Origin of the sequence: Thermoanaerobacter brockii subsp. finnii Ako-1 (assembly GCF_000175295.2) — a bacterium.
GTDB lineage: Bacteria > Bacillota > Thermoanaerobacteria > Thermoanaerobacterales > Thermoanaerobacteraceae > Thermoanaerobacter > Thermoanaerobacter pseudethanolicus.
In genome coordinates this window covers 1324459-1349710 of sequence record NC_014964.1, presented here as the reverse complement: position 1 = coordinate 1349710, position 25252 = coordinate 1324459, and the positions used below count along the sequence as shown (strand labels likewise).

The 25252-nt window shown below is 33.2% G+C and carries 27 protein-coding genes; 24 read left to right on the top strand and 3 right to left on the bottom strand.

What is annotated here, in order from left to right; translation table 11 throughout:
• Positions 1 to 15 precede the first annotated feature (15 nt).
• From priA to THEBR_RS06635, 13 genes are all read left to right on the top strand, one after another.
• The gene (priA, locus tag THEBR_RS06695; RefSeq protein WP_009052443.1) at positions 16 to 2214 is read left to right on the top strand and encodes a primosomal protein N'; all 2199 of its coding nucleotides are present in this window, start codon (positions 16 to 18) and stop codon (positions 2212 to 2214) included.
• Positions 2215 to 2233: 19 nt separating this feature from the next.
• The gene (gene def, locus THEBR_RS06690) at positions 2234 to 2713 is read left to right on the top strand and encodes a peptide deformylase (RefSeq protein ID WP_003868208.1); all 480 of its coding nucleotides are present in this window, start codon (positions 2234 to 2236) and stop codon (positions 2711 to 2713) included.
• Between the two features lie 4 nt (positions 2714 to 2717).
• Positions 2718 to 3647 carry a methionyl-tRNA formyltransferase gene (fmt, locus tag THEBR_RS06685; protein ID WP_013570814.1) on the top strand — a complete coding sequence of 310 codons (930 nt, stop codon included), beginning with the start codon at positions 2718 to 2720 and terminating at the stop codon, positions 3645 to 3647.
• Positions 3648 to 3667: 20 nt separating this feature from the next.
• On the top strand, positions 3668 to 4420 hold the full coding sequence (locus THEBR_RS06680; protein ID WP_009052439.1) for a DUF116 domain-containing protein: 753 nt from the start codon (positions 3668 to 3670) through the stop codon (positions 4418 to 4420).
• A 5-nt stretch (positions 4421 to 4425) separates the two neighbouring features.
• Positions 4426 to 5109 carry a zinc metallopeptidase gene (locus THEBR_RS06675; protein WP_012269390.1) on the top strand — a complete coding sequence of 228 codons (684 nt, stop codon included), beginning with the start codon at positions 4426 to 4428 and terminating at the stop codon, positions 5107 to 5109.
• A gap of 18 nt (positions 5110 to 5127) precedes the next feature.
• Positions 5128 to 6462: a 16S rRNA (cytosine(967)-C(5))-methyltransferase RsmB gene (gene rsmB, locus THEBR_RS06670; RefSeq protein WP_012269389.1), complete on the top strand. Its 1335-nt coding sequence runs from the start codon at positions 5128 to 5130 to the stop codon at positions 6460 to 6462.
• A gap of 97 nt (positions 6463 to 6559) precedes the next feature.
• Positions 6560 to 7588, top strand: coding sequence for a dual-specificity RNA methyltransferase RlmN (gene rlmN, locus THEBR_RS06665; RefSeq protein ID WP_003868213.1), 1029 nt, complete (start codon positions 6560 to 6562; stop codon positions 7586 to 7588).
• Between the two features lie 7 nt (positions 7589 to 7595).
• Entirely contained in the window at positions 7596 to 8339 is a 744-nt protein-coding gene (locus tag THEBR_RS06660; protein ID WP_009052438.1) for a Stp1/IreP family PP2C-type Ser/Thr phosphatase, read from the top strand.
• The gene (pknB, locus tag THEBR_RS06655; protein ID WP_003868215.1) at positions 8336 to 10213 is read left to right on the top strand and encodes a Stk1 family PASTA domain-containing Ser/Thr kinase; all 1878 of its coding nucleotides are present in this window, start codon (positions 8336 to 8338) and stop codon (positions 10211 to 10213) included. The genes THEBR_RS06660 and pknB overlap by 4 nt, the downstream gene beginning before the upstream one ends.
• The gene (rsgA, locus tag THEBR_RS06650) at positions 10214 to 11095 is read left to right on the top strand and encodes a ribosome small subunit-dependent GTPase A (RefSeq protein WP_012269388.1); all 882 of its coding nucleotides are present in this window, start codon (positions 10214 to 10216) and stop codon (positions 11093 to 11095) included. It begins immediately after the preceding gene.
• A gap of 3 nt (positions 11096 to 11098) precedes the next feature.
• Entirely contained in the window at positions 11099 to 11749 is a 651-nt protein-coding gene (gene rpe / locus THEBR_RS06645) for a ribulose-phosphate 3-epimerase (RefSeq protein WP_003868217.1), read from the top strand.
• Positions 11746 to 12381: a thiamine diphosphokinase gene (locus tag THEBR_RS06640; RefSeq protein WP_012269387.1), complete on the top strand. Its 636-nt coding sequence runs from the start codon at positions 11746 to 11748 to the stop codon at positions 12379 to 12381. The genes rpe and THEBR_RS06640 overlap by 4 nt, the downstream gene beginning before the upstream one ends.
• A 59-nt stretch (positions 12382 to 12440) precedes the next feature.
• The gene (locus THEBR_RS06635) at positions 12441 to 12623 is read left to right on the top strand and encodes a hypothetical protein (protein WP_003868219.1); all 183 of its coding nucleotides are present in this window, start codon (positions 12441 to 12443) and stop codon (positions 12621 to 12623) included.
• A 36-nt stretch (positions 12624 to 12659) separates the two neighbouring features.
• Here THEBR_RS06635 and rpmB read toward each other — a convergent pair whose 3' ends face one another.
• Positions 12660 to 12848: a 50S ribosomal protein L28 gene (rpmB, locus tag THEBR_RS06630; protein ID WP_012269386.1), complete on the bottom strand. Its 189-nt coding sequence runs from the start codon at positions 12846 to 12848 to the stop codon at positions 12660 to 12662.
• Between the two features lie 231 nt (positions 12849 to 13079).
• On the opposite strand from rpmB, the gene THEBR_RS06625 reads away from it, so the two are divergent.
• The 9 genes from THEBR_RS06625 (at position 13080) to THEBR_RS06585 (ending at position 20390) form a co-directional block, all read left to right on the top strand.
• Positions 13080 to 13430: an Asp23/Gls24 family envelope stress response protein gene (locus THEBR_RS06625; protein ID WP_003868221.1), complete on the top strand. Its 351-nt coding sequence runs from the start codon at positions 13080 to 13082 to the stop codon at positions 13428 to 13430.
• A 10-nt stretch (positions 13431 to 13440) separates the two neighbouring features.
• On the top strand, positions 13441 to 15021 hold the full coding sequence (locus THEBR_RS06620; protein ID WP_013570813.1) for a DAK2 domain-containing protein: 1581 nt from the start codon (positions 13441 to 13443) through the stop codon (positions 15019 to 15021).
• A 12-nt stretch (positions 15022 to 15033) separates the two neighbouring features.
• Positions 15034 to 17079, top strand: coding sequence for an ATP-dependent DNA helicase RecG (recG, locus tag THEBR_RS06615; protein WP_012269384.1), 2046 nt, complete (start codon positions 15034 to 15036; stop codon positions 17077 to 17079).
• 17 nt (positions 17080 to 17096) lie between these two features.
• The gene (locus tag THEBR_RS06610) at positions 17097 to 17939 is read left to right on the top strand and encodes a DegV family protein (RefSeq protein ID WP_012269383.1); all 843 of its coding nucleotides are present in this window, start codon (positions 17097 to 17099) and stop codon (positions 17937 to 17939) included.
• Between the two features lie 115 nt (positions 17940 to 18054).
• Entirely contained in the window at positions 18055 to 18282 is a 228-nt protein-coding gene (locus THEBR_RS06605) for an alpha/beta-type small acid-soluble spore protein (RefSeq protein ID WP_003869210.1), read from the top strand.
• Positions 18283 to 18425: 143 nt separating this feature from the next.
• On the top strand, positions 18426 to 18653 hold the full coding sequence (locus tag THEBR_RS06600) for an alpha/beta-type small acid-soluble spore protein (protein WP_003868227.1): 228 nt from the start codon (positions 18426 to 18428) through the stop codon (positions 18651 to 18653).
• Positions 18654 to 18870: 217 nt separating this feature from the next.
• Positions 18871 to 19431, top strand: coding sequence for a 16S rRNA (guanine(966)-N(2))-methyltransferase RsmD (rsmD, locus tag THEBR_RS06595; RefSeq protein WP_012268729.1), 561 nt, complete (start codon positions 18871 to 18873; stop codon positions 19429 to 19431).
• Positions 19428 to 19907 carry a pantetheine-phosphate adenylyltransferase gene (gene coaD, locus THEBR_RS06590; RefSeq protein WP_003868229.1) on the top strand — a complete coding sequence of 160 codons (480 nt, stop codon included), beginning with the start codon at positions 19428 to 19430 and terminating at the stop codon, positions 19905 to 19907. The genes rsmD and coaD overlap by 4 nt, the downstream gene beginning before the upstream one ends.
• Before the next feature lie 18 nt (positions 19908 to 19925).
• Positions 19926 to 20390 carry an ATPase gene (locus THEBR_RS06585; RefSeq protein ID WP_003868230.1) on the top strand — a complete coding sequence of 155 codons (465 nt, stop codon included), beginning with the start codon at positions 19926 to 19928 and terminating at the stop codon, positions 20388 to 20390.
• Here the strand turns inward: THEBR_RS06585 and ylbJ are convergent, their stop codons facing one another.
• Both ylbJ and THEBR_RS06575 read right to left on the bottom strand, forming a co-directional pair.
• Positions 20391 to 21572, bottom strand: coding sequence for a sporulation integral membrane protein YlbJ (gene ylbJ / locus THEBR_RS06580; RefSeq protein WP_009052434.1), 1182 nt, complete (start codon positions 21570 to 21572; stop codon positions 20391 to 20393).
• Positions 21573 to 21646: 74 nt separating this feature from the next.
• Positions 21647 to 22852: a nucleotidyltransferase gene (locus THEBR_RS06575; RefSeq protein WP_012269382.1), complete on the bottom strand. Its 1206-nt coding sequence runs from the start codon at positions 22850 to 22852 to the stop codon at positions 21647 to 21649.
• A gap of 132 nt (positions 22853 to 22984) precedes the next feature.
• On the opposite strand from THEBR_RS06575, the gene pta reads away from it, so the two are divergent.
• Together pta and THEBR_RS06565 are read left to right on the top strand one after the other, a co-directional pair.
• A complete protein-coding gene (gene pta / locus THEBR_RS06570; RefSeq protein ID WP_012269381.1) occupies positions 22985 to 23983 on the top strand; it encodes a phosphate acetyltransferase in 999 nt (332 codons plus the stop codon).
• A gap of 19 nt (positions 23984 to 24002) precedes the next feature.
• Positions 24003 to 25208, top strand: coding sequence for an acetate kinase (locus tag THEBR_RS06565; protein WP_012269380.1), 1206 nt, complete (start codon positions 24003 to 24005; stop codon positions 25206 to 25208).
• The last annotated feature ends 44 nt before the right edge of the window (positions 25209 to 25252 follow it).

The following is a 25252-nucleotide window of genomic DNA, read 5'->3' as shown; positions in this document are numbered from 1 at the left end:
CAGGCGGAGGTTGCCATGTTTGCCGAGGTCGTTGTAGACATTAAATCTTCTAATACTGACAGGGTATATACTTATCGTATTCCTGAAGGAATGAATGTAAAAATTGGGATGAGGGTATCTGTCCCCTTTAATAATAGGTTTATAGAGGGATATGTAATAAGTATTACTGACAAGGCGTCTTATTCAGTGGATAAAATAAAGGATATCCATAGGATTTTAGACAGCTATAGCATATTTGATGAAAAAATGATTGAACTGGCTAAGTGGATGAAGGATTATTATAAATGTTATTTTTCTGAAGCTCTCCAGACTATAATGCCTGTAGGGATAAAGCAAGGGGAAAAGAAAGTAAAGGTTGTGAAAATAAATATTGATGAGATACCTTCACAGCTTTCCAAAAAGGCGCCAAAGCAATACGAAATATTACAATATTTAAAAAATAGAAGTCCTATTAGGCTTTCTGAGCTTGTCAAGGTGCTCAATATAGACTATGGAGTTATAAAAAGTTTACAAAATAAAGGGTATATAGAAATTTACGAGGAAGAAGTATTGAGATTTAGTGTAAAAGATATTGAAAAAACTAAGCCTCTATTATTGACAGAAGAACAACAAAGAGCTGTAGAAGAGGTTAAAAGGTCTATCTTGACAGGCACTTTTGATAAATATTTGCTTTTTGGTGTAACAGGAAGTGGCAAAACTGAAGTTTATCTTCAATTGATAGATGAAGCTATAAAAATAGGCAAAAGCGCTATAGTTTTAGTACCAGAAATCTCATTGACGCCTCAGACTATTGAAAGGTTTGTGAGTCGATTTGGCAATAGAGTGGCTGTAATTCACAGTGGCCTTTCACCGGGAGAACGTTTTGATGAATGGAGAAAAGTAAAAAATGGTTTAGTGGACGTAGTAGTTGGTGTGAGAAATGCAGTTTTTGCTCCTTTTAATAATCTTGGCCTCATTATAATTGACGAGGAACATGAGACCACCTACAAACAATCAGACTTAAGACCTAAATATAATGCTAAAGAAGTGGCAGAAAAGCGGTGTGAAATAGAAAAAGCAGTTCTGGTTATGGCCAGTGCTACTCCTTCTTTAGAGACCTATTATAAAGCTAATAAAGGAGAATATAAACTTATAAGACTTACAAAAAGGATTAATGTTTCTATGCCGCAGATAGAAGTTGTCAATATGAGTGAGGAATTGGCAAGCGGAAATACTTCAATATTTAGTCGCAAATTATTTTCCTATATAAAAGAAAATCTTAAAAGGAAAGAGCAAACTATTCTTTTTTTAAACAGAAGAGGATACTCTTCATTTGTTTCCTGCAGAGATTGCGGTTATGTGCCTAAATGTCCTAATTGTGATATTTCTTTAACTTATCATTTTGAAGATAAAAAATTGGTTTGCCATTATTGTGGTTATGAGGAGACTATGAAAGATACATGTCCTAAATGTGGAAGTAAAAGGATTAGGTATTTAGGCATAGGGACCGAAAGGGTAGAAAACGACATAAAAAAGTTTTTTCCTAATGCAAGAGTTTTGAGGATGGATGTAGATACCACAAGAAAAAAAGGGTCTCATGAGAAAATTTTTTATGACTTTAGAAATGGTAAGGCAGACATTCTAATCGGTACGCAAATGATATCTAAAGGCTTTGACATTCCAAATGTTACGTTGGTGGGAGTAATACTTGCAGATATAACTTTAAATCTTCCTGATTTTAGGTCCAGTGAGAGGACTTTTCAGCTGCTCACTCAGGTAGCTGGAAGGGCAGGAAGAGGTGAAAAGCCTGGAAGAGTAGTAATACAGACCTATGAAGATGACCACTATAGTATAGTTACTGCAAAACAGCAAAATTATGTGAAGTTTTACAACGAAGAGATAAAATACAGAGAAATTTTTAGATACCCTCCTTTTTCACATCTAATGAATATAGTGGTATCAGGAGAAAAGGAGGAAGAGGTTAAAAATACTGCTGTAAGCACTTATTTAACTTGTCAAAAGCTTATTAACAAACTTCAAAATAAGAGTTATAATAAAATATTAGGACCTGCTCCAGCTCCTATAAGTAAAATAAACAACCGATATAGATGGCAGGTCATTTTAAAAAGTGAAGATAGAGACATCTTGACGGAGATAGCAGAAGAAATTCAAAAGATGAAATATTCTAAAGATATAAGGATAGCTGTAGACATTGACCCTTTGAGTATAATGTAAATTTAAGGAGGTATTTATTTTGGCAATAAGGTATGTTAGAAAAATTGGAGATGAGGTCTTAAGAAAAAAAGCAAAACCTGTTACAGAGATAAATTCTCATATTTTGACTATATTAGAGGATATGGCACAAACTATGTATCTCAACGATGGAGTAGGATTGGCTGCTAATCAAATAGGAGTGTTGAGAAGGTTAGTTGTCATAGATGTGGGAGAAGGTCTTTTAGAGCTTATAAACCCTGAGATTGTATATGAAGAAGGAGAACAAGTAGGGGCCGAAGGATGTTTAAGTATTCCGGGAGTAGTAGGAGAGGTTAAAAGGCCTAAAAAAGTAAAGGTAAAATATTTGGATAGAGAAGGTAAAGAGAGGGAAATTGAAGGAGAGGATTTACTGGCAAGAGCTTTATGCCATGAAATAGACCATTTAAACGGGGTTTTGTTTATAGATAAGGCTATAAGATTTTTAGATGAAGAAGAAAAAGAACAGGTTAAGGAGGTATGACTTGTTGAAAATTGTCTTTATGGGGACGCCTGAATTTGCCGTCCCCTCTTTGCAAAAGCTTTTTGAAGAAGGATATGATGTAGCTGCAGTGGTTACGCAGCCAGATAAACAGAAAGGAAGAGGAATGAAATTTAGCTTTTCTCCTGTCAAAGAAGTGGCATTGCAAAAAGGAGTAGAAATTTTACAGCCGGAGAAAATAAAAAACAACCCAGAGTTTTTAAACAGATTAGAAGTGATAAATCCTGACGCCATAGTTGTTGTAGCCTATGGAAAGATTTTACCTGAAGAGATTTTGACTCTTCCTAAATATGGTTGTATCAATGTCCACGCCTCTCTTTTGCCAAAATATAGAGGAGCCGCTCCAATTAATTGGGCTATAATAAATGGTGAAAAAGAAACGGGTATTACTACAATGCTTATGGACAAGGGATTGGATACAGGAGATATGCTTATCAAAAAATCTATTCCTATTTTAGAGGAAGATGATGCGGAAACACTTCATGATAAGCTTTCTCGATTAGGAGCAGAAGTTTTGATAGAAACGTTAAAAGGGTTAGAAAAAGGCAGTTTGACTCCCGTGAAACAGCGGGAAGAGGAGGCTTCTTATTCACCAATACTTACTAAAGAAATGGGACATATAGATTGGAACAAAACGGCAGAAGAAATCCGAAATTTGATAAGGGGAATGAAACCTTGGCCTGGTTGTTACACGTTTTATGGAGATAAAATGTTAAAAATTTGGAAAGGCGAGATAGTTGAATACAATGGGAATGAAGAAAATGGAACAGTTTTAAAGTCAAAAGGCGACTTAATTGTGAAATGCGATAAAGACGCCCTAAAGATAGTAGAAATTCAACAAGAAGGTTCTAAAAAAATGGGTATTAGGGAATATTTAATAGGTCACAATATACCTGAAGGGACAATCTTTAGATAATTTAAAAAGGAGAATTACTTTTGAAGGGGAAAAAAAGAATTTTTTTGGGGATATTGGCAGTTACCTTTTTGGTTTTTACTTTAGTTGTTTTGGGAATTTTATACGTAATAAATAGAGGTAGAATTGAACTTTACAAATATCTACTTATTACGTTAATGATTTTTGTTCTCTTTTTGATGGCTTTAATTGTAGCTGTTATTGGAGCAACATTTTATGTGGTGGTCAGTAAAAAATCTAACAAATTTTTAAGCTCTTTCATAGCAAATTTCTTAGATCTTTTTTATCCCTTCGTGGTATTTGTAGCAAGAGTTTTGGATTTAAAAATTGAAAAGGTAGAGCAGTCTTATATTGAAATAAAGAATTTTTTGTTTAATAAAAATATAAAGAGATATGCTCCACAAGACATATTGATATTGGCACCTCATTGCATACAATACAGCGGCTGTAAATTTAAAGTGACTTATGATATAGATAATTGTAGACGATGTGGAAAGTGCCAAATCAATGATTTGGTAAATTTCAAGGAGAAATATGGCGTAAATGTGGCAGTTGCTACAGGAGGTACTCTAGCAAGAAAAGTAGTAAAGGACACAAAGCCAAAGGTTATAATAGCGATTGCTTGTGAAAGAGATTTGACAAGCGGCATGCAGGATGTGAAGCAAATCCCTGTGTATGGTATAATAAATGAGAGACCTAATGGGCCATGTTTTAATACTCGTGTAGAGGTATCAAAGATTGAAGAGACCATAAAAAAAATATTAAATGGAGGGTGAATAATATGTTTTGGGATACTACAATAATACTTTTAATACCTGCTTTAATATTTGCTATGTATGCACAAGCTAAGGTGCAGGGCACTTTTAGCAAGTATGCTCGTGTCAGAAATAGATATGGATATACCGCAGAGGAAGTAGCGAGAAAGATATTGGACAGTATGGGGCTTTATGATGTTAGAATTGAAAGGGTACCGGGCAATTTGACTGACCATTATGATCCAAGAGCAAGAGTTTTAAGACTTTCTGAATCTGTTTATGGGAGTGAATCTATAGCTGCAATAGGAGTAGCTGCCCATGAAGCAGGGCATGCGATACAACATGCGAAAGGTTATGTGCCTTTGACTGTAAGAAACAGTCTTGTTCCTGTAGCTAATTTAGGGGCTAATTTAGCTTGGCCTTTAGTAATTTTAGGATTTTTCATGGGTGCTCCAGGATTACAGTTGATAAATATAGGTATACTTCTTTTTAGTGCAGCAGTGCTTTTTCAGGTTATTACTTTGCCTGTAGAATTTGATGCAAGCAATAGAGCAATAGCGCTTCTTCAATCAAATGCGCTTTTTACAAGAGAAGATATTGAACCCGCTCGGAAGGTTTTACAAGCTGCTGCTTTGACTTATGTAGCTGCAGCATTAGTTTCTATTATGCAACTTTTGAGATTGATTATTATAAGAAATAGCAGAGAGTAAAGGAGAAAAATACGATAAATGAAACCAAGAGAAATAGCTTATAAAATACTTCAAGAAGTGTTGTCAAAAGAAGCTTATGCGAATATTTCTTTTAATAAGCATTTAAAAGGACAAGAATTAAAAGAAATAGATAGAGGTTTTACTAAAGAGTTGGTATTTGGTGTTATTGAAAGAAAGTACACATTAGATTTTATACTTTCTTTTTTTGTAAAGAAGGCTCCGGATTTAAAAACTATGATTTTTCTTGAAATGGGATTATACCAGCTTTTGTACATGGACAAAGTTCCTTCTTATGCTGCTATAAATGAGACAGTTAATATAGCTAAAAAAGTATTAGGGATAAAGAGAGCAAATTTTATAAATGCAGTTTTAAGAAACTATGATAGAGAGAAAGAAAGAGTAATTTTCCCTGATAAAGAGAGGGATTTAAAGCAATATTTGAAGGTAACATATTCTTATCCTGATTGGATTGTGGAAAGATTACTAAATAATTACGATGAAGAGAAGGCAGAGGCGCTTTTAAAAAGTTTAAATGAAAGGCCTGAAATTTGCTACAGGGTTAATACTCTAAAAATTGATATTGAAGATTTGAAAAGGCTATTAGATTCTGACGGTATAGCTTATAAAAAAGGCTATTATCTAGAAGAAGCATTGTATATATATATTAAAAACCCTGAAAGTCATCAATTGTACAAAGAAGGTTTTATTTACATTCAGGATGAAGCTTCTATGTTGGTTTCTAAAATTTTAAATCCCAAAGAAGGAGAAACAGTAATAGATGTGTGTGCTGCTCCTGGTGGTAAAACAACTCATATAGCACAATTGATGAAAAATAACGGCAAAGTTGTAGCTTTTGATTTGCACCCGCATAGATTGGAATTGATAAAAGAAAATTGTAAAAGATTAGGAATTACAAATGTAAAAACTGAGGCCTTTGATTCTACTTTTGTCAATAAAAAATATCTGGAAAAGGCTGATAAAGTCTTAGCAGATGTTCCTTGTACAGGTATCGGTATAATCAGGAAAAAACCCGATATTAAGTTAAAGAATTATACGAGAAAAGAAATTTCAGAATTAATTGAAACTCAATATAAAATATTAGATTCCAGTTCAAAATATGTAAAAAAAGGTGGATTTTTAGTGTATAGTACCTGCACCATAGGAAAGGAAGAAAATCAAAATGTAATAATGAAATTTTTAAAAGAACACCCTGATTTTAAATTGGTTGATATAAAAGCTGAGATGCCAAGTGGATTAAACATTGAAACTGCTTCTTTAGGATATGTACAAACTACACCTTTAGAACATGAAATTGATGGCTTTTTTATAAGCAAGTTAAGAAGGATAAAATAGGGGAGTTAGTCTGTGCTAAATGTCAGCTAAATAAGTTACCTACTGATTCTTGACAGGGACAAATCTTAATCTTAAATGAACACGGAGGTAATTTGAGTTGTACAATTTAAAAGACATGACATTAGAAGAAATGGAAGAATTCTTTGTAAATATTGGAGAGAGTAGATATAGAGCTAAGCAGATTTACAAGTGGATTTATGGCAAAAAAGTGACAGATTTTGATCAGATGACAGATATCTCTAAGAATTTGCGCTCAAAATTAAAAGAAATTGCTTATGTTTCCCAATTAAAAATTGAAGAGAGAAGGGTTTCTGAGATAGATGACACAGTAAAGTACCTTTTTTTACTAGAAGACGGTAATATCATCGAAGGAGTTGCCATAAAATACAGATTTGGAAATACTGCTTGTGTTTCTACTCAAGTAGGATGCAATATGAGATGTAGCTTTTGCGCTTCTGCTATTGGAGGTAAAGTTAGAGATTTAAAAGCCTCAGAGATGGTAGACCAAGTTATGGCTATAGACAGCGACTATGGCAAGATTTCTAATATTGTTTTGATGGGAAGTGGGGAACCTTTTGACAATTATGATGAAGTGATGAAATTTATAAAAATAGTGAATAACCCCCACGGTTTAGGAATAGGCAGCAGACATATAACTATATCTACTTGTGGAATAGTTCCTAAAATTTATCAATTTGCAGATGAAAAACTACAGGTGAATTTATCTATTTCATTACATGCTCCTAATGATGAATTGAGAACTCAACTAATGCCAATAAATAAAGCTTATCCATTAGAGGAATTGATGAAGGCTTGTAAATATTATGTAGATAAAACAAGGCGCAGGATAACCTTTGAGTATTCGTTGATTGAAGGAGTAAATGATAAAAAAGAACATGCGTATCAATTGGTTGATTTATTAAAAGGTATGTTGTGTCATATTAATTTAATACCTATTAATTACGTAAGAGAAATAGGTTTTAAAAAGGCAAACAATGAAAAGGTGATGATGTTCAAAAGAATTATTGAAGATGCAGGGATATCTTGTACGGTGAGAAGGGAATTGGGTAGCGATATTGAAGCTGCCTGTGGACAGCTGAGGAGAAAGTATTTAAAGGAAAGGTAGGGTTTTTATGATTGCAGCTGCCCTAACTGATATTGGCAATGTAAGAGAAAAAAATGAAGATTATTATTATGCTTCGGAAGAAAAAGATTTGCCACTGTTTATTGTGGCTGATGGAATGGGAGGCCATAATGGGGGTGAAATTGCAAGTAAGTCTGCAGTTGAAGCCATTGTTGATTATTTTAAAAAGAATTATTTTAAGCTACAGGATAGAGGAATTTCCTCTATAGAAGGTTTTATAGAGAAATCAATTAAATATGCTAATAAAATTGTTTATTCTCAAGCCTGTTCAGAATGTGAATTGACAGGGATGGGTACTACTCTTACTTTGTTATTTTTTGAAAAAAATCATTTTTTTATAGGACATATTGGAGATAGTAGGGCTTATTTGATAAGAGATAACAGCATAAAGCAAATTACAGAAGACCATTCTTTTGTAGAAGAACTTGTAAAAATGGGTAAAATAACTCATGAAGAAGCCCGGATTCATCCTCAAAAAAATATAATAACAAGGGCTTTGGGAGTTGATGAGGAAGTAAAAGTCGATATATTCCATGACGCTGTTATGCCAGAGGATATTTTACTTTTGTGTACAGATGGGCTTACTAATTTGGTGACAGACCAACAAATTTTAGATGAATTTACTAAAAATGAAGATATAAATACCTCCTGTATTAATTTAGTAAATATTGCAAAGGCTAACGGCGGATACGATAATATAACTCTTATCGCTGTTAAGGAGGTGACATCATGATTGGACGTATATTAGGTAACCGATATGAAATATTAGAGAAAATTGGCGCAGGGGGAATGGCTAAGGTTTACAAAGCAAAGTGTCATCTCCTTAACAGAATAGTGGCAATCAAAATTTTGAGGCCTGAATTTGCAGCAGATGAGGATTTTGTGAAAAAATTTAGAAGAGAGTCTCAGGCAGCGGCAAGTCTTTCTCATCCTAATATAGTGAGTATATACGATGTTGGACAAGAAGGAGATATTTACTACATTGTGATGGAATATGTAAAGGGACGTACTTTAAAAAAGCTTATAAGTGAAAATGGAGGACCGTTAGAAGTAGGTAGAGCAATAGAAATAGCACGACAAGTTTGTAAAGCCCTGGATCACGCCCATAAAAATCGAATAATTCACAGAGATATAAAACCTCAAAATATTCTTGTTACTGACGACGATGTGGTGAAAGTTACTGATTTTGGAATTGCACGAGCTGCTAATGGTTCTACTATAACTTACACCGGAGATGTGGTAGGAACTGCTTATTATTTTTCGCCTGAACAGGCAAGGGGTGGAATAGTAGATGAAAGGACGGATATTTACTCTTTAGGAATTGTCCTTTATGAAATGTTAACAGGAAAAGTGCCTTTTGAGGGAGACAGTCCTATTTCTGTCGCTTTAAAACACATTCAAGAAGATATAATTCCTCCTTCAAAGCTAAATGACAAAGTACCAAAAGAATTAGATCAAATAGTTTTAAAAGCTACTCAAAAAGATGTAAATCTAAGGTATCAAACTGCAGCAGATTTTCTTAAGGACCTAGATGTTTTTTTGCGAAACCCTAAAGAACTAAACTTCAAAGAAGAGGAAAACACAAAAACACGGGTGATTCCTTCTAAAGATGTAGAAGAGTTAAAGAGAGCGGCACAAAGAAAGGAGAAAGAAAAGAAAAGGCGAAACGTCATAAAGAGAATAGCAACTGTTTTATTAATTCTCTTGCTACTGGCTTCTTTGTCTTATGGTACCATATACGTCCTCAATAACTTTTTTAAAGTGAGCGATGTTGTGGTTCCAAATGTTGTTGGTTTGTCCTTAAACCAAGCAAGTAAAATTCTATCAGACCATAATTTAAAGATGGAGATAAGTGAAGAGCGGTATAGCGATAAACCTGAAAATACTATTTTATCTCAAGACCCTCCACAAGGGAGTGTAGTAAAAACTGGAACTACAGTTTATGTAGTGATTAGTAAAGGTACGCAAGTTGTTGTGGTGCCTAATGTTATAAACAAAGATTATTTAGAGGCTAAAAATATTCTTGAGAATATGGGCCTCAAAGCAAATATTATAGAACAATACAATGACCAGTTTCCTAGAGGATATGTTTTTGACCAAAATCCAAGACAAGGAGTACAGGTAGAATATAACACAGTGATTGATCTGTATGTTAGCAAAGGTCAACAGCCGGCAATAATGCCCAACGTAGTTAATATGACATTGGAGGAAGCAACAACTGCCTTAGAAAATGCTGGTTTAAAATTAGGTAAAGTCATTTATAAAGAGACAACTGATGTGCCAGAAAATGTAGTTTTAGAGCAAAGTGTTCCTCCAAACAGTGAGGTTCAAAAGGGAAGTCCGATAGATTTAATTGTCAGCAAGATGCCTCAAGATTCTTTACAACAACGAACTAAAAATGTTATTATTGAATTGCCCAACAAACCGGGTACTATGAAAGTGGATGTATATGTAATACAAAATGAGCAAAAGAATTTAGTATATTCTGATGAACACACTTATCAAGAAAGCCCCCTTACTGTTCCTGTAACGGCATATAAAGGTAAAGCTACAATTGAGGTGGATATAGATGGAGAAGTGTATAGTACAGTGGAGGCGAGATTTTAATTGACAAGGATAGAAGGAAGAATTGTACGAGGAATAGCTGGATTTTATTATGTAGCCACAGAGCACGGCATTGTAGAATGCCGTGCTCGTGGAAAATTTAGAAAAGATAATGTTACTCCCTTAGTAGGTGACATTGTGGAAATTCAAATGATAAACGATAGTGAGGGGTATATTTTAAACATTTTACCTCGAAAAAATGAACTTATAAGGCCCCCTATTGCTAATGTAGATCAAGCGATAATAGTTTTTGCTATTGCCAAGCCGGAGATTAATCGAGTTTTGTTAGATAAAATGATTGTCTTGGCAGAGAGCAATGATATTGAGCCTATAATTTGTATCAATAAGGTGGATTTAAAAGAGGATAGAGAGGCTTTTGATTTGGTGACTATTTATCAGAAAATAGGATATAAAGCAGTGACTACTTCCGTAGTAACAAAAGATGGAATTAAGGAACTGAAATCTTATTTAAAAGACAAGGTTTCGTTTTTTGCAGGTCCTTCTGGAGTAGGAAAGTCCTCTTTGATTAATTCTATTCAGTCAAATATAAAACTGAAGACAGGGGAAGTCAGTGAAAAGCTTTTAAGAGGTAGACACACAACAAGAAGTGTAGAACTTTTATCTCTTGATTTTGGAGGGTATGTTTTAGATACTCCTGGTTTTACTGCTTTGACATTAGATATTGATATTCAAGACCTTCGATACTATTTTAGAGAATTTTTAGAGCTTCAAAGGGGATGCAAATTTTCTTCTTGTCTTCATGTAAATGAGCCAGATTGTAATATTATAAAGGCTGTGAAAGAAGGGCTAATAGATAAAAACAGGTATTTGAGTTATCTTTCTCTGCTTAAAGAATTAAAGGAAAAAGAGAAGAGGAGGTACTAAAAATTGAAAATAGCTCCTTCAATATTATCTGCAAATTTTGCGAATTTATTAGAGGATATAAAAAAGATAGAAAAAGATGCTGACCTTTTACATATTGATGTGATGGATGGCCATTTTGTTCCAAATATTACTATTGGACCAGTAGTTGTAAAGTCCCTTAGAAAATTTTTTTCTCTTCCTTTTGATGTCCATTTGATGATTGAAAATCCGGATTTGTACATAGAGGAGTTTGCAAATTCAGGAGCGGATATTATAACTGTCCACCAAGAGGCTTGTATACACTTGCATAGGACAATACAAAAAATAAAAGGCTACGGCAAAAAAGCTGGGGTTTCTTTAAATCCAGCCACACCTTTAGAAACTTTAAAATATATATTACAGGATGTTGACATGATTTTGATTATGACAGTAAATCCTGGATTTGGAGGACAAAAGTTTATAGATTCAATGCTTAAAAAGATTGAAGAATTAAAGAAAATGAGAGAAGATTTAGGCTTAAACTTTGAAATTGAGGTAGACGGTGGAATTAACCTTTATAATGTAAAGGAAGTGGTTGAGGCAGGAGCTGATATAATTGTAGCTGGTTCTGCAATTTTTGAGTCTTCAAATCCTGCACAAACTATAAAAGAATTTAGAAAGGCAGTAGAAAAATGAAGGTCTTAATTATTTCTAATGGGGATATAAAAGATTATAATTTTTATAAAAAGCTGATAAAAGATGCAGATATGGTTATATGTGCAGATGGTGGAGCAAATCATGCCTACCGAATGAAACTAAAACCTCATTTAATAGTGGGAGATTTAGATTCAATAAAAGAAGAAGTTTTAGAATTTTATGAAAAAGAGGGGGTAAGGATAGAAAAATATCCACCCATGAAGGATGAGACAGATACACAACTGGCAATGTTAAAAGCGATAGAATTAGGTGCAAGAGAAATCACTTTTATAGGAGTAATTGGTGAAAGGATTGACCATTCTTATGCAAATCTTTCACTTTTGTTGTATCTCCTAAAACGCAATATTAAGGGTAAAATTGTAAATGAAATGAATGAAATATATTTGATTAATAAATTTATAGAGGTTGAAGGTAAAAAAGGAGAACTTTTATCTTTACTGCCTTATTCAAAGGAAGTAAATGGAATATACACTAAAGGTTTGTTTTATGGTCTTTCAGGTCAAAGTATGGATTTAGAGATGCCTTACGGTATAAGCAATGTTTTTACAGATAATAAAGCTACAATAGAGATAGAAGAAGGGCTTTTATTAGTGATAAAGCCAAGAGAATAGTTTCAAAATCCCCTTCCAATGAATAGTATATAGTAACTAAAGAGGGAAGGGGTGTTTTTATGGATAAATTTTTTTATAAGCTGAAGCGATTAAATAGGCAATTGAATTATTCGCTGGGATATATATTGATGGCTTTGGGTGTATTGATATTTGTTATGTATATTCCTTACTGGTTGTGGATGATCTTTTTAGGAATTTTTCTTGTAATAGCCGGTTACTATGTAAACATATATTTTAAGTGAAAAAATAAAAAAGCGTGCAAAAATGCACGTCTTTCTTTATAATGCCCTTTGTACTTTTCCTGCTTTTAAGCATTTTGTACATACATGGAGTCTAACAGGAGTATCATCTACTATAGCTCTTACTTTTTTTATGTTAGGTTTCCACTTTCTTATAGATTTTCTGTGGGAGTGGCTATATTGATAGCCTGCTAAAGGCCCTTTTCCACAAATATCGCACTTAAGCATAGTTGCACCTCCTTTAAAAGACAATAATATTTTATCAAAAAATAATTACTTGCACAATAGAAAAATTAACATAACGATATTATTTTATCATCATCCTTTGTAAATGTAAATACCTTTACAATAAAGCAGGTGTAAAATTTTAATAGGTGAGTAATATAGCATCGCAGGCTAGTTGATGTTATTTAAATATTCAGGTAAAATATAAATTAAGATTGATTTGGAGGGATATTAATGATTCAAATAAAAAACAAATATGGAGTAATAAATATCTCAAATGATGCAATTGCTGCTATAACCAGTAGAGCAGTAGCGGAGTGTTATGGGATAGTAGGCTTGGGGAGGAGAGGAGCAAATGGATTAATAGAAATATTTAAAACAGAGAATTCTGGCAGAGGAGTCAAAGTTTTAGCCACAGAAGATGGTGTAACACTGGAAGTTTATATAGTTGTCCTATACGGTGTAAATATAAAAACTGTTTCAGCGAATGCTATTGAAAAAGTGAAATACGCTGTCGAGAAATTTGTAGGAGTAAAAGTAGAAAATGTAATAATAAATGTTCAGGGAATTAAAGTTGATAATTGAGGAGGAAGTTGTGTTGAAGTACTTAGATGGAAAAACTTTAAAGAACATGATGATAGCAAGCTCTAATTATCTTTTTAACAACAAAGGAGAAGTTGATAGACTTAATGTTTTCCCTGTTCCAGACGGTGATACTGGCTCTAATATGGCATATACAATGCAGTACGCTGCAAAAGAGTTAGAGAAATCACAAGATACGATAAGAGAAGTTTTAGATGCTATTTCTAAAGGCACTTTAATGGGAGCAAAAGGTAATTCGGGAGTTATTTTGTCCCAGATTTTTAGAGGTTTTTCTAAACGACTTAGAGATACAAAAAAGATAACTCCTTGCGATTTTGCAGAAGGCTTGAAAGCTGGTGTAGAGGTAGCTTATAAAGCAGTTATGAGACCTGTAGAAGGCACTATTCTCACAGTATGTAGGGAAACTGCAGAAGAGGCTGAAAAAATATGTAAACAAATTGAAAATTTTGAAGAATTTTTCACAAAAATTATTGAAGCTGCAGAAAAGTCTTTACAAAACACTCCCAATCTCTTACCAGTTTTAAAAGAGGCTGGAGTAGTTGATTCTGGTGGAATGGGATTTGTTTATGTACTAAAAGGGATGTTTGAAGGGGTTAAAGGAAATAAAATTGAACCTATAGAAGTTTTAGAAGAGATAGTAACAAATCAGCAAGTTGTGGAGGATTTAAGATTTTTATATTGTACAGAAATATTAGTCAAAACAAAAAAGAGTTATGCAGAGGCTATTTTAAAAGAGAAATTTGGAAGATTTGGAGATAGTTTGGTGTTAGTTTCGGAGGAGGACATTTTAAAAGTTCATGTGCACACTAACAATCCTGGATTAGTATTAGAAGAAGGGCTTAAAATAGGTGAACTTATAAAAGTAAAAATTGACAATATGAAAATACAACATGAAAGTTTGGTAAGTGAAGAGAGAAAGCCTGAGAAAAAATATGGAGTTTTAGTTGTAGCTAATGGTCAGGGAGTTAAAAATCTTTTTTCAGAGCTGGGCTGTGATGTTATTATAAATGGTGGGCAAACGATGAATCCTAGTACAAATGACATTTTAGAGGGTATAAAAAAGATAAATGCGGAAAATATTTTAGTTTTCCCTAATAATAAAAATATAATAATGGCTTGTGAACAAGCAAAAGCCTTATCAAATAAGAAAGTAGAAATAATCCCAACAAATAATTTTAATGAAGCTATAACTGCCATCGTAAATATTGATACTGAAAAAAGTTTAGAGGAAAATGTAGCTAGAATAAAAGAAATATTAAGTAATATAAAGACAATTGAAGTTACTTATTCAATAAGAGACACGCAAATAAACGGTTTTGAAATCAAAAAAGGAGATGTGTTAGGTTTTATAAATGACAGTCTGGAATCAGTAGGAAAAGATTATAATAAAGTAGCACAAGAATTGATTTATAAAGCTTTAGATGAGGATTCTTCATTAGTTAGCATATATTATGGAGAGCAAGTTACAAAAGAAAAAGCGGAGGAATTGAAAAATTCTCTTTCCGTAGATGCAGATGTGGAAATTTATTTTGGAGGTCAGCCGCTTTACTATTATGTTATATCAATAGAGTAAAGGTGAAATGAAATGCCTTTGAATCTGGATATTCAGTACGTAAAAGGAGTTGGACCTAAAAGGGCAAAACTTCTTAAAAAATTGGGAATAAACACAGTAGAGGACTTATTATTCTATTTTCCCAAAGATTATGAGAATAGAAGCGATATTTTAAAGATTGAGGACCTAAAAGTTGGGGAAAAACAAACTTTTAGAGGTTACATCGCAGGTAGCCCGAGAGAAATAAAGACTTCAAAAGTCATCATAACTAAAGTGCCTGTAAAAGATGGGACAGGTGCAGTAGAATTAGTCTGGTATAATCAACCCTATATAAAGAATAATTTTAAAATTGGTGAAGAATATATAATAAACGGCAAATTGCAATTTAAATATGGGCAGTTAATAGTAGAAAATCCTGTTTTAGAAAAAAGTGAAGATTTTAAATTAAACACTGGAAGGATAGTTCCTATTTATGGGCTTACAGAAGGGTTGACGCAAAATGCTATCAGGAAGATAATGTTTAATGCGCTTCATGATTATGTACAGGAAGTGGAAGAGTTTTTTGATGAAGAATTTTTATCTGAAAAAGGATTAATGGATATAAAGAACGCACTAATTAATATAAATTTCCCCCAAAATGAGGCATATTTAGAACAAGCAAAATACAGATTTAAATATCAAGAACTTTTTTTGCTGCAAATGGCCTTATTTTTAATGAAAAGGTCTGTCAAAGAAAAAAAAGGAATAAAATTTGAACAGGCAGATTTAAAGCCTTTTCTTATGGGATTGCCTTTTAAATTGACTTTGGCACAGATAAAAGTTTTAAAAGAAATAATTGCAGATATGAATTCTCACAAAGTGATGAATCGCTTAGTGCAGGGAGATGTGGGCTCTGGTAAAACAGTTGTTGCAGCTTGCAGCATGTACATTGCTGTCAAGAATGGCTATCAAGTGGCAATGATGGCTCCAACGGAGATATTGGCAAAACAGCATTATTATACGTTAAAAGAGCTTTTTAGAAATACTGATATAAAAATTGGGCTTTTGTCTGGTAGCATTTCACCTTCTAATAAAAAAGAAGTATTAGAAAAAATCAAAAATGGAGATTATGATATTGTAGTAGGGACCCATGCACTAATAGAGGATAATGTTATTTTTAACAATTTAGGACTTTGTATAACTGATGAGCAACACCGATTTGGTGTGAGACAAAGGGCGCTTTTGACACAAAAAGGTGAAAATCCCGATGTTTTGGTTATGACAGCTACACCAATTCCTCGGACATTTGCTCTCATTCTTTATGGAGATTTAGATATATCAATAATTGACCAATTACCTCCTGGAAGAAAAAAAGTTAAAACATACGTTATTTCTTCTTCTGTGAGAGAAAAAGCCTACGAGTTTGCAATGAAGGAAGTAAAAAAAGGAAGGCAAGTTTATGTAGTTTGTCCACTAATTGAAGAATCGGATAAAATAAATGCGATGTCTGCCGAAATAGTATATAGAGAAATTTATAAAGATGCTTTTAAGGAAGCTAAAGTAGGACTTTTACACGGTAAAATGGCGGACAGCGATAAAGAGAAGGTTATGGAAGAGTTTGTAAATGGAAAAATTGATATTTTAGTTTCGACTACAGTAATAGAGGTGGGAGTAAATGTACCTAATGCAACAGTGATGATTGTAGAAAATGCAGAAAGATTTGGACTTGCACAGCTTCACCAATTGAGAGGTAGAGTTGGCAGGTCAGAATTTCAGTCTTACTGTATTTTGATTAGTTATTCTAATTCTGACATAGCTAAAAAAAGACTGGGAGTTTTAGCTCAAACTTCTGATGGATTTAAAATTGCAGAAAAAGATTTAGAAATAAGAGGGCCAGGTGAATTTCTAGGATTAAGACAGCATGGACTTCCTGAATTTAAAATTGCTAACATTTTTGAAGACATAGATGTTTTAAAGAGAGTGCAAAAAGATGTAGAAGAGTTACTGGAAAAAGACCCTAAACTTGAAAACTATCCAAAGCTAAGAAGTATTTTACTTAATCAATTTTATCAAAAATTAGAAGGAATAATATTAAATTAGAGAAGGAGAATAGTAGTATGGAAAAGATAGCAATTGTTACAGATAGCTTGTCTGACATACCTGAGGATTTAGTGAAAACTTATAGGATATTTATAGTTCCTCTGACTATCAATATTGATGGTGTAAGTTATAAAGATGGGGTAGATATAACAAAAGAAGAATTCTATGGGCTTTTAAAAGAGGGAAAAATGCCTACAACTACTCAAGCTTCACCAGTAGAATTTATGGAAGTTTTTAAAGATTTGTTAAAAAGTTATGATTACATAATTGCCATAATTTTATCTTCAAAATTAAGTGGTACTTATCAATCTGCTGTGATTGCGAAAGATATGGTGGACCCAAAAAGAATTGAGATTATCGATTCAAGACATTATTCTTTAGGAAATGGCATGTTAGTTCTTCAAGCTGCTAAAATGGCAGTTGCAGGGGCTTCTAGGGAAGAAATTGTTCAAAAAGTGTATGATTTAATCCCTAAAATTAGGTATATAATGGCTTTTGATTCTTTGGACTATCTATACAGAGGAGGACGTCTACCTAAATCACAGGCTTTTATAGGAAATATTTTGAATATAAAGCCTATTTTAATGAATGATGATGGGGAATTAAAAATAGTAGATAAGGTTAGAGGTCAAAAAAAGGTTATTCGCTGGATGATTGATTATATGAAAAATACAGGAATAGATTTTACAGATAGAGAAGTTGGATTAATTCATACAGATAAAGAAGAATTTTTAAATGAAATAGAAGCCGCCTTAAGAAGTGAGTTAGGAATAACTAAGTTTTTAAGGTCAAGAGCTGGCTGCGGAATAGGTACCCATGCAGGGCCTGCAGCAGTAGGAGTGTTTTTTGAGGAAAAATAAATTTTTATTATTTGCCATTTCAATCACTTTTATACATTTTTGAAAACAAATTTATAGTTTATAAAACAGTATTTTGGTTAAATTAATAATACAAATACAAATGGAGGTGATTGAAATGGCAGCAGGATCAGAAACTAAGAATCCTCTTGTGGTAAAAGAGGCAAAACAGGTTATGAGCCAATGGAAATATGAAATAGCAAGAGAATTAGGAATAACTCCTCCAGCTGATGGCTACTGGGGCAACCTCACATCTCGCGATTGCGGTGCTGTAGGTGGCCATATGGTAAGAAAAATGATACAAATGGCAGAAAGTCAGATGGCCAGCAAAGGAACTTGGAAATAAATCATATTATTAATATAAAAAAAGGATATCCCTTTGGGATATCCTTTTTAATATCAAAAGGTATATATAGCAATAGTTTACAGGTATATAAGCTAAATAGCGGGTTAAATTAATAATGGAATATGATTTAGGAGGTGATTAAAATGGCTGTAGGATCAGAAACCAAAAATCCTCTTGTTGTAAAAGAAGCCAAGCAAGTTATGAGCCAATGGAAGTATGAGATAGCTAATGAATTAGGAATAACTCCTCCAGCTGATGGTTACTGGGGCAATCTCACATCAAGAGATTGTGGTGCTGTAGGTGGCCATATGGTAAGGAAAATGATACAAATGGCAGAAAGTCAGATGGCCAGCAAAGGAACTTGGAAATAAAATAATTTATAATAAAAAAGGGCAGTCCTTGTGATTGCCCTTTTAAAATTTTAATCCAGGTAGTTGCCTACCTGGACTGGGAGAGGAGAAATTGAAGGAAGAATTTTGGGGAAATTTCTGTTCCCATAAATATTATTTGCCATTTTGAAAAAATTTTATACATATTTTTTGCGATATTTTTAAAAAATATGCTAAAATAATTGTTGAAGTGGGGGTAATGTCTTTGAGAGTGATAGCAGGTAAGTTAAAGGGAAGAAAGGTAAAATCTTTAGAAGGCAATGAAGTGCGTCCAACTGCCGATAGAGTTAAAGAATCCCTGTTTAATATATTGATGAACAAAATAGAAGGAAGTATTTTTTTGGATTTATTTGCGGGTACAGGAAATATAGGCATCGAGGCATTAAGCAGAGGGGCCCAGTTTTGCTATTTTGTAGATAAAAGTTTAAAAAGCATAAAATGCATAAGGGAGAATGTAACTGAATTAAATTTAGTACCTTTTGCTAAAATACTTCATCGAGATGTTTTAAAAGTTATCGAAATGTTAGACAAAAATAATACAAAGTTTGATATAATATTTTTAGATCCCCCTTATTATCAAAACCTTGTTGACAAAACTCTTATAAAGCTTGGAGAGGCTAAAGTTTTAAAGGAAGATGGCATTGTAATAGCAGAACACCATAAAAATGATAAAGTAAGAGAAATGTATGGAAATTTAGTAAAGATAAGAGAAAATAAATATGGGGAGACAATATTATCATTTTATAAGGAGGAAATATGAAAACTGCAATTTATCCAGGGAGTTTTGATCCAGTTACCTATGGACACATTGATATTATAGAAAGAGGAGCAAATCTGTTTGATAAGCTGATTGTAGCTGTGCTTTTAAATCCCTCGAAAAAGCCCTTATTTTCGGTGGAAGAAAGGGTAGAGCTTTTAAAAGCGGTAACTTATGATATTTCTAATGTAGAGATTGATTATTTTGATGGTTTATTAGTAGATTATGCTAAAAAAGTCAAAGCTAATGCTATAATAAAAGGCTTAAGAATGGTATCTGACTTTGAATATGAGTTTCAAATGGCACTGATCAACAAAAAATTAAATCCTTCTCTTGAGACGATTTTTTTAATGACTAATGCAAAGTATGGATATCTAAGTTCCAGTGTGGTAAAAGAAATTGCTCAGTTTGGCGGTTGTCTTTCTGAGTTTGTGCCGGATATTGTGGCTCAAAAATTAATGGAAAAATTTTCAAGATAATTAAAGGGGGGTTTATTTTTGTCAAATTTTGATGGTTTAGAAGTTCTTAATCTTTTAGAAGAATTAGAAGACATTATAGAAAACAGTTCTTCTATTCCTCTTTCTAACAAAGTTTTGATAAACAAAGAAGAAGTTTTGGACTTAATAAGACAAATCCGAATAAAATTGCCAGATGAATTTAAAAGGGCGGAATGGATCAAACAAGAAAGGCAAAGAATTCTTTTAGAGGCACAACAGGAAGCAGAAATGATAATAAAAGAAGCTGAACAAAAGATTAAGGAAATGGTGAGTGAAAGTGAGATAGTTAAAAAGGCGGAAAAGACGGCAGCAGAAATAATTTCTACTGCCCAAGCTAATGCAAAGGAAATAAGGTTAGGAAGTAGAGAATATGCTGATGAATTACTTGCTAAAATTGAGTCACAAGTGTCTGAAATATTAGAAACTATTAAAAGAAATAGAGAAGAATTAAAAGGCAACAAGTAATTAATGTTGTTGTAGATATTGTTTTATGGCTATTGCAAAAAATAGGATAGTTAAAGTGACAATTATAAAAATTATTGAAGAAAATTGAAATAGGTCCCAGGAATTTTTGTAAGTATATGGGTTGAAAACGTGAGAAATTGCATTTTCTTCTTGAATTTTTATTACAGAGAGTAACCAATGGGAGTATAAAGCCGCAAGAAAAAATTGGATTGTTTTTGCAATGAAATAAGGAAAATATTTTATTTTTGTTTTTGCTATTACTCCTAACACTTGTCCATGTATCGATATTCCGCCCCATGCTATTATAGCGCTTACTAATACTACTTTTTGTTCTAAAGGTGCAGAAACTTGGCTTATTAAGTTTGAACCTACTGTTATTTCTAAGAGGCCACTTAAAAAAGCAGGTATTAGACTTTTGTCAAAACCTAATAATAAGAATATAGGAGATATAAAGTAAGAAAGAAAATCCAAAATTTTATACAGTTTTAAAAGTTCTATTACAACCGAAAAAAGTATAACATACCCTCCTATTATGATAATAGTATTTGTTGATTTAAAGACAGCTTCTGACAGTATAGTGCTTAAACTTTTTTTGTTCTGCTCTCTTGTATAATACATTTTTTTGATGGCGGCATTTAAAAGGTTTTTTATTGAAGGAGGTTTTTTATAAGAATTTTTCTTGTAGAGACGAAAGAGAAGTCCAGTGGTTATAGCTGCTAAGTAATTAGAAGCCATGATTATGTATCCGGATTTTGGACTACCGAACATGCCAATTGCGACGGCTCCCAACATGAAAAGGGGGCCTGAATTGTTGCAAAAGGACATGAGTCTTTCTGCTTCTTCTGTTGTGCATAAATTTTCTTCCCAAAGTCTTGATATTACTTGAGCCCCCACGGGATAGCCGGAAGTGTATCCGATTGCCATCGCAAAAGAGCCACTTCCCGGCACGTTAAATAAGGGCCTCATTATAGGTTCTAAAAAAGTGCCTAAAAAATGTACTACTCCTAATTGTAAAAGAAGCTCTGAACCTATGAAAAAAGGAAGTAGAGAAGGAGTAATAGTAAAAAGCCAAAGGTTTATACCGCCTTTGGCGGCTTCTAATGCTTCTTTAGGGAAAAGTATTAAAGATAGTACCATTAAAATTAAAAAAGAAATAAAAATATTTAAAAAGGTGTTTTTCAAGATTTATCCCCACCTTGTTTTGATGTCATTACTATATTATTTAAAAAGTCCTTTAAAAATGAATGGTGGGGAGTTTAAAGTTTTATTAAAGGATGTATAAAATCTAAGCCGGCGATAGAGGAGTTTTTATAAGCTAAAGTATAGACATCAGTAGCAAATAAATCTTTTTCGAACATTTTAGTGTTAGATAGTTTTTCTTTATACTGAGATACTTTTGTGATTATAGGGAGGGGAGATTTTTTCTTTATTTCTCTTAGCATTTCTTTGCCCTTTTCATTAAAACCCAAAACCCTTATATAATTAGGGCCATCAAATTCTTTAAAAATTTGTTTATCTATATTAAGTAATAGATGAATGAGTATATGTCTTATTCTGCTTTCGGTGTATCGCTTTGATTTTACAAGTTTCATAAGTTCCTCAACATTATTAGTTTTATAAGAAGCTTTGTAAATTTTATTTTCTAAGCCTTCAGAGACATCAAATATGTGATTGAGAGGAATGTGATTTCTCAACAGATAAATTAAAATATTAGAAAATTCCTCTAAAGATACGGGACCTTGTTTTTTTTCAAAAGAACTTTGCAAAATTTCTTTTGTAAAGTCCGGGATATATTTTTCTAAGCCTTCTAGTCCCTTTTCAAAAATATGCTTTCTTATAGAAGAGGCACTGGCAAATTCTCCTTTTAGCTCTAAAGAGGTGTACAAAGAGCCTTTTCTCTTTATAGTAAAAGGTGTAATAGAACTACCTATTTTCTTTAAAGATTTAAGGTATTCTATTGCCAATATGTTATTGGATGTTTGTAAAATCTTTTCTATTTCATTATTATTTATAACTTTTTGTAATGCTAATTCCCGTGCTTTTGCAAAGGTTATGCCGCTTTTTAAATATTCTTTTAATGCTTTTCTATAATAAATTGGCTCTTCTAAAAGTATTTCAGCAATTTTTGTGAGTTCGTTTAAATCGCCTTTTTCACTCCCAAAGGAAAAACAATCTACTATTTTTAAAGAGTCTAATAGTTTCACCGCTCCATAAGCGAAATTTTCAGCTGTAGAGGTAGCATAAACTACTGGTAACTCGATTACCAAATCTATACCGGCTTTTAATGCCATTTGAGTTCGTTTCCATTTGTCTACAATTGCTGGTTCTCCTCTTTGCACGAAGTTTCCACTCATTACTGCTATAGTATAATCGCATTTGGTTAATTCTTTTGAAGTTTGCAGATGGTAAAGGTGGCCATTGTGAAAAGGATTATATTCGACAATAATTCCTAAAATTCCCATACAACTTCTTACCCTTTCAAAAAATTTTTTAAGATATACTTATTATTTTACATAAAATATGATAAAATGTAAAAGGGACATCGTGTATACAATATTATAGTGATAAAATTAAAAAAGGAAGGGAGATTTTAAATGGCAGTAATGGATAGTATCATACAAAAGGCTAAAGCTAATAAAAAAAGGATTGTGCTTCCTGAGGGAAGTGAAGCTCGAACTTTAAAAGCTGCTGAAAAGGTTATTAAAGAAGGTATTGCTGATGTAGTTTTATTAGGGAAGGAAGAAGAAATAAAAGAAAAAGCAAAGGGATTGGATATCTCGAAAGCAGAAATTATAGACCCTGAAAAGTCGCCTCTTTTACAAAAATATGCTGAAGAATATTATAATTTGAGAAAAACCAAAGGAGTTACAGAAGAACAGGCATATCAAATTATGAAAGACCCTATGTACTATGGGTGCATGATGGTCAAATTAGACGATGTTGATGGTATGGTATCTGGGGCGATTCACGCTACTGCTGATGTTTTCAGACCGGCTTTTCAAATTGTAAAAACTGCTGCAGGTGTCAAAGTAGTATCCAGCGCCTTTATAATGGAAGTACCTAATTGTACTTATGGAAGCGATGGAGTATTTATTTTTGCTGATTGTGCAATAAATCCTAATCCTAATGAAGAGGAATTAGCAGCAATTGCCATTGCTTCTGCCCATACTGCAAAAGTCCTTGCTGGAATTGAGCCTAGAATTGCTATGCTGTCATTTTCTACTAAAGGAAGTGCAAACCATGAATTAGTAGATAAGGTGAAAAATGCGACTAAAATCGCAAAAGAATTGGCGCCTGATTTGCTAATTGATGGTGAGCTTCAATTAGATGCTGCGATTGTCAAAGAAGTAGGAGAGTTAAAGGCTCCAGGAAGTCCTGTAGCGGGGAATGCAAATGTGCTTATTTTCCCAGATTTGCAAGCGGGAAACATTGGATATAAGCTAGTGCAAAGACTTGCTAAAGCTAATGCTATCGGACCAATTTCTCAAGGTCTTGCAAAACCTATCAATGACTTGTCAAGAGGTTGTAGTGTAGAAGATATTGTTAATGTTATAGCAATAACTTGTGTACAAGCTCAAGGGGTGCAAAAATAACTTTGAGGAGGCAGCGATTATGAAAATTTTAGTCATGAACTGTGGAAGCTCGTCATTAAAGTATCAATTGTTAGATATGGATAATGGGAAAGTGCTAGCGAAAGGATTGGCGGAAAGGATAGGTATCAATGATTCTCTTTTAACTCATCAAGTAGAGGGCAAAGATAAAATAAAAATACAAAAAGATATGAAAAATCATAAAGAAGCTATACAAATTGTTTTAGAGGCTTTAGTAGATAAAGAAATCGGAATATTAAAAGATATGAAAGAAATAGATGCAGTAGGACATAGAGTTGTGCACGGGGGAGAGTTTTTTACTGATTCCGTATTGATTGACGATGAGGTAATCAAAAAATTAGAAGCATGTATTGACCTTGCACCTTTGCACAATCCTGCTAATATTGAGGGAATAAAAGCTTGTCGGCAGATAATGCCAGGGGTGCCAATGGTAGCAGTTTTTGATACGGCTTTCCATCAAACAATGCCAGATTATGCGTATATTTATCCCATTCCTTATGAATACTACGAAAAATATAGAATAAGAAGATATGGATTCCATGGGACTTCTCATAAATATGTATCTTTAAGAGCTGCTGAAATATTAAAGAGGCCTATTGAAGAGTTAAAAATTATTACTTGCCATTTAGGGAATGGGTCTAGTATTGCTGCGGTTAAAGGCGGTAAGTCGATAGATACAAGTATGGGATTTACTCCATTAGAAGGGCTGGCTATGGGTACAAGGTCCGGAAATGTTGATCCTTCAATTATAACTTTCTTAATGGAAAAAGAAGGATTGACTGCAGAACAGGTTATAGATATACTTAATAAGAAATCAGGTGTATACGGAATTTCAGGAATAAGTAATGACTTTAGAGATATAGAAAATGCAGCTTTTAAAGAAGGGCATAAAAGGGCTATGTTGGCATTAAAAGTTTTCGCTTATAGGGTGAAAAAGACAATAGGTTCTTATACAGCTGCTATGGGTGGGGTTGATGTAATTGTGTTTACTGCTGGAGTTGGAGAAAATGGACCAGAAATGAGAGAGTTTATTTTAGAGGATCTAGAGTTTTTAGGCTTTAAACTGGACAAAGAGAAGAATAAGGTAAGAGGAAAAGAGGAAATTATATCTACAGAAGATTCAAAAGTTAAAGTTATGGTTATTCCTACAAATGAAGAATATATGATTGCTAAAGATACTGAAAAATTGGTAAAAGGTTTAAAGTAGATAATCTTGACAACGGGTTGTGGGGTTAGTATAATAGGTGATGT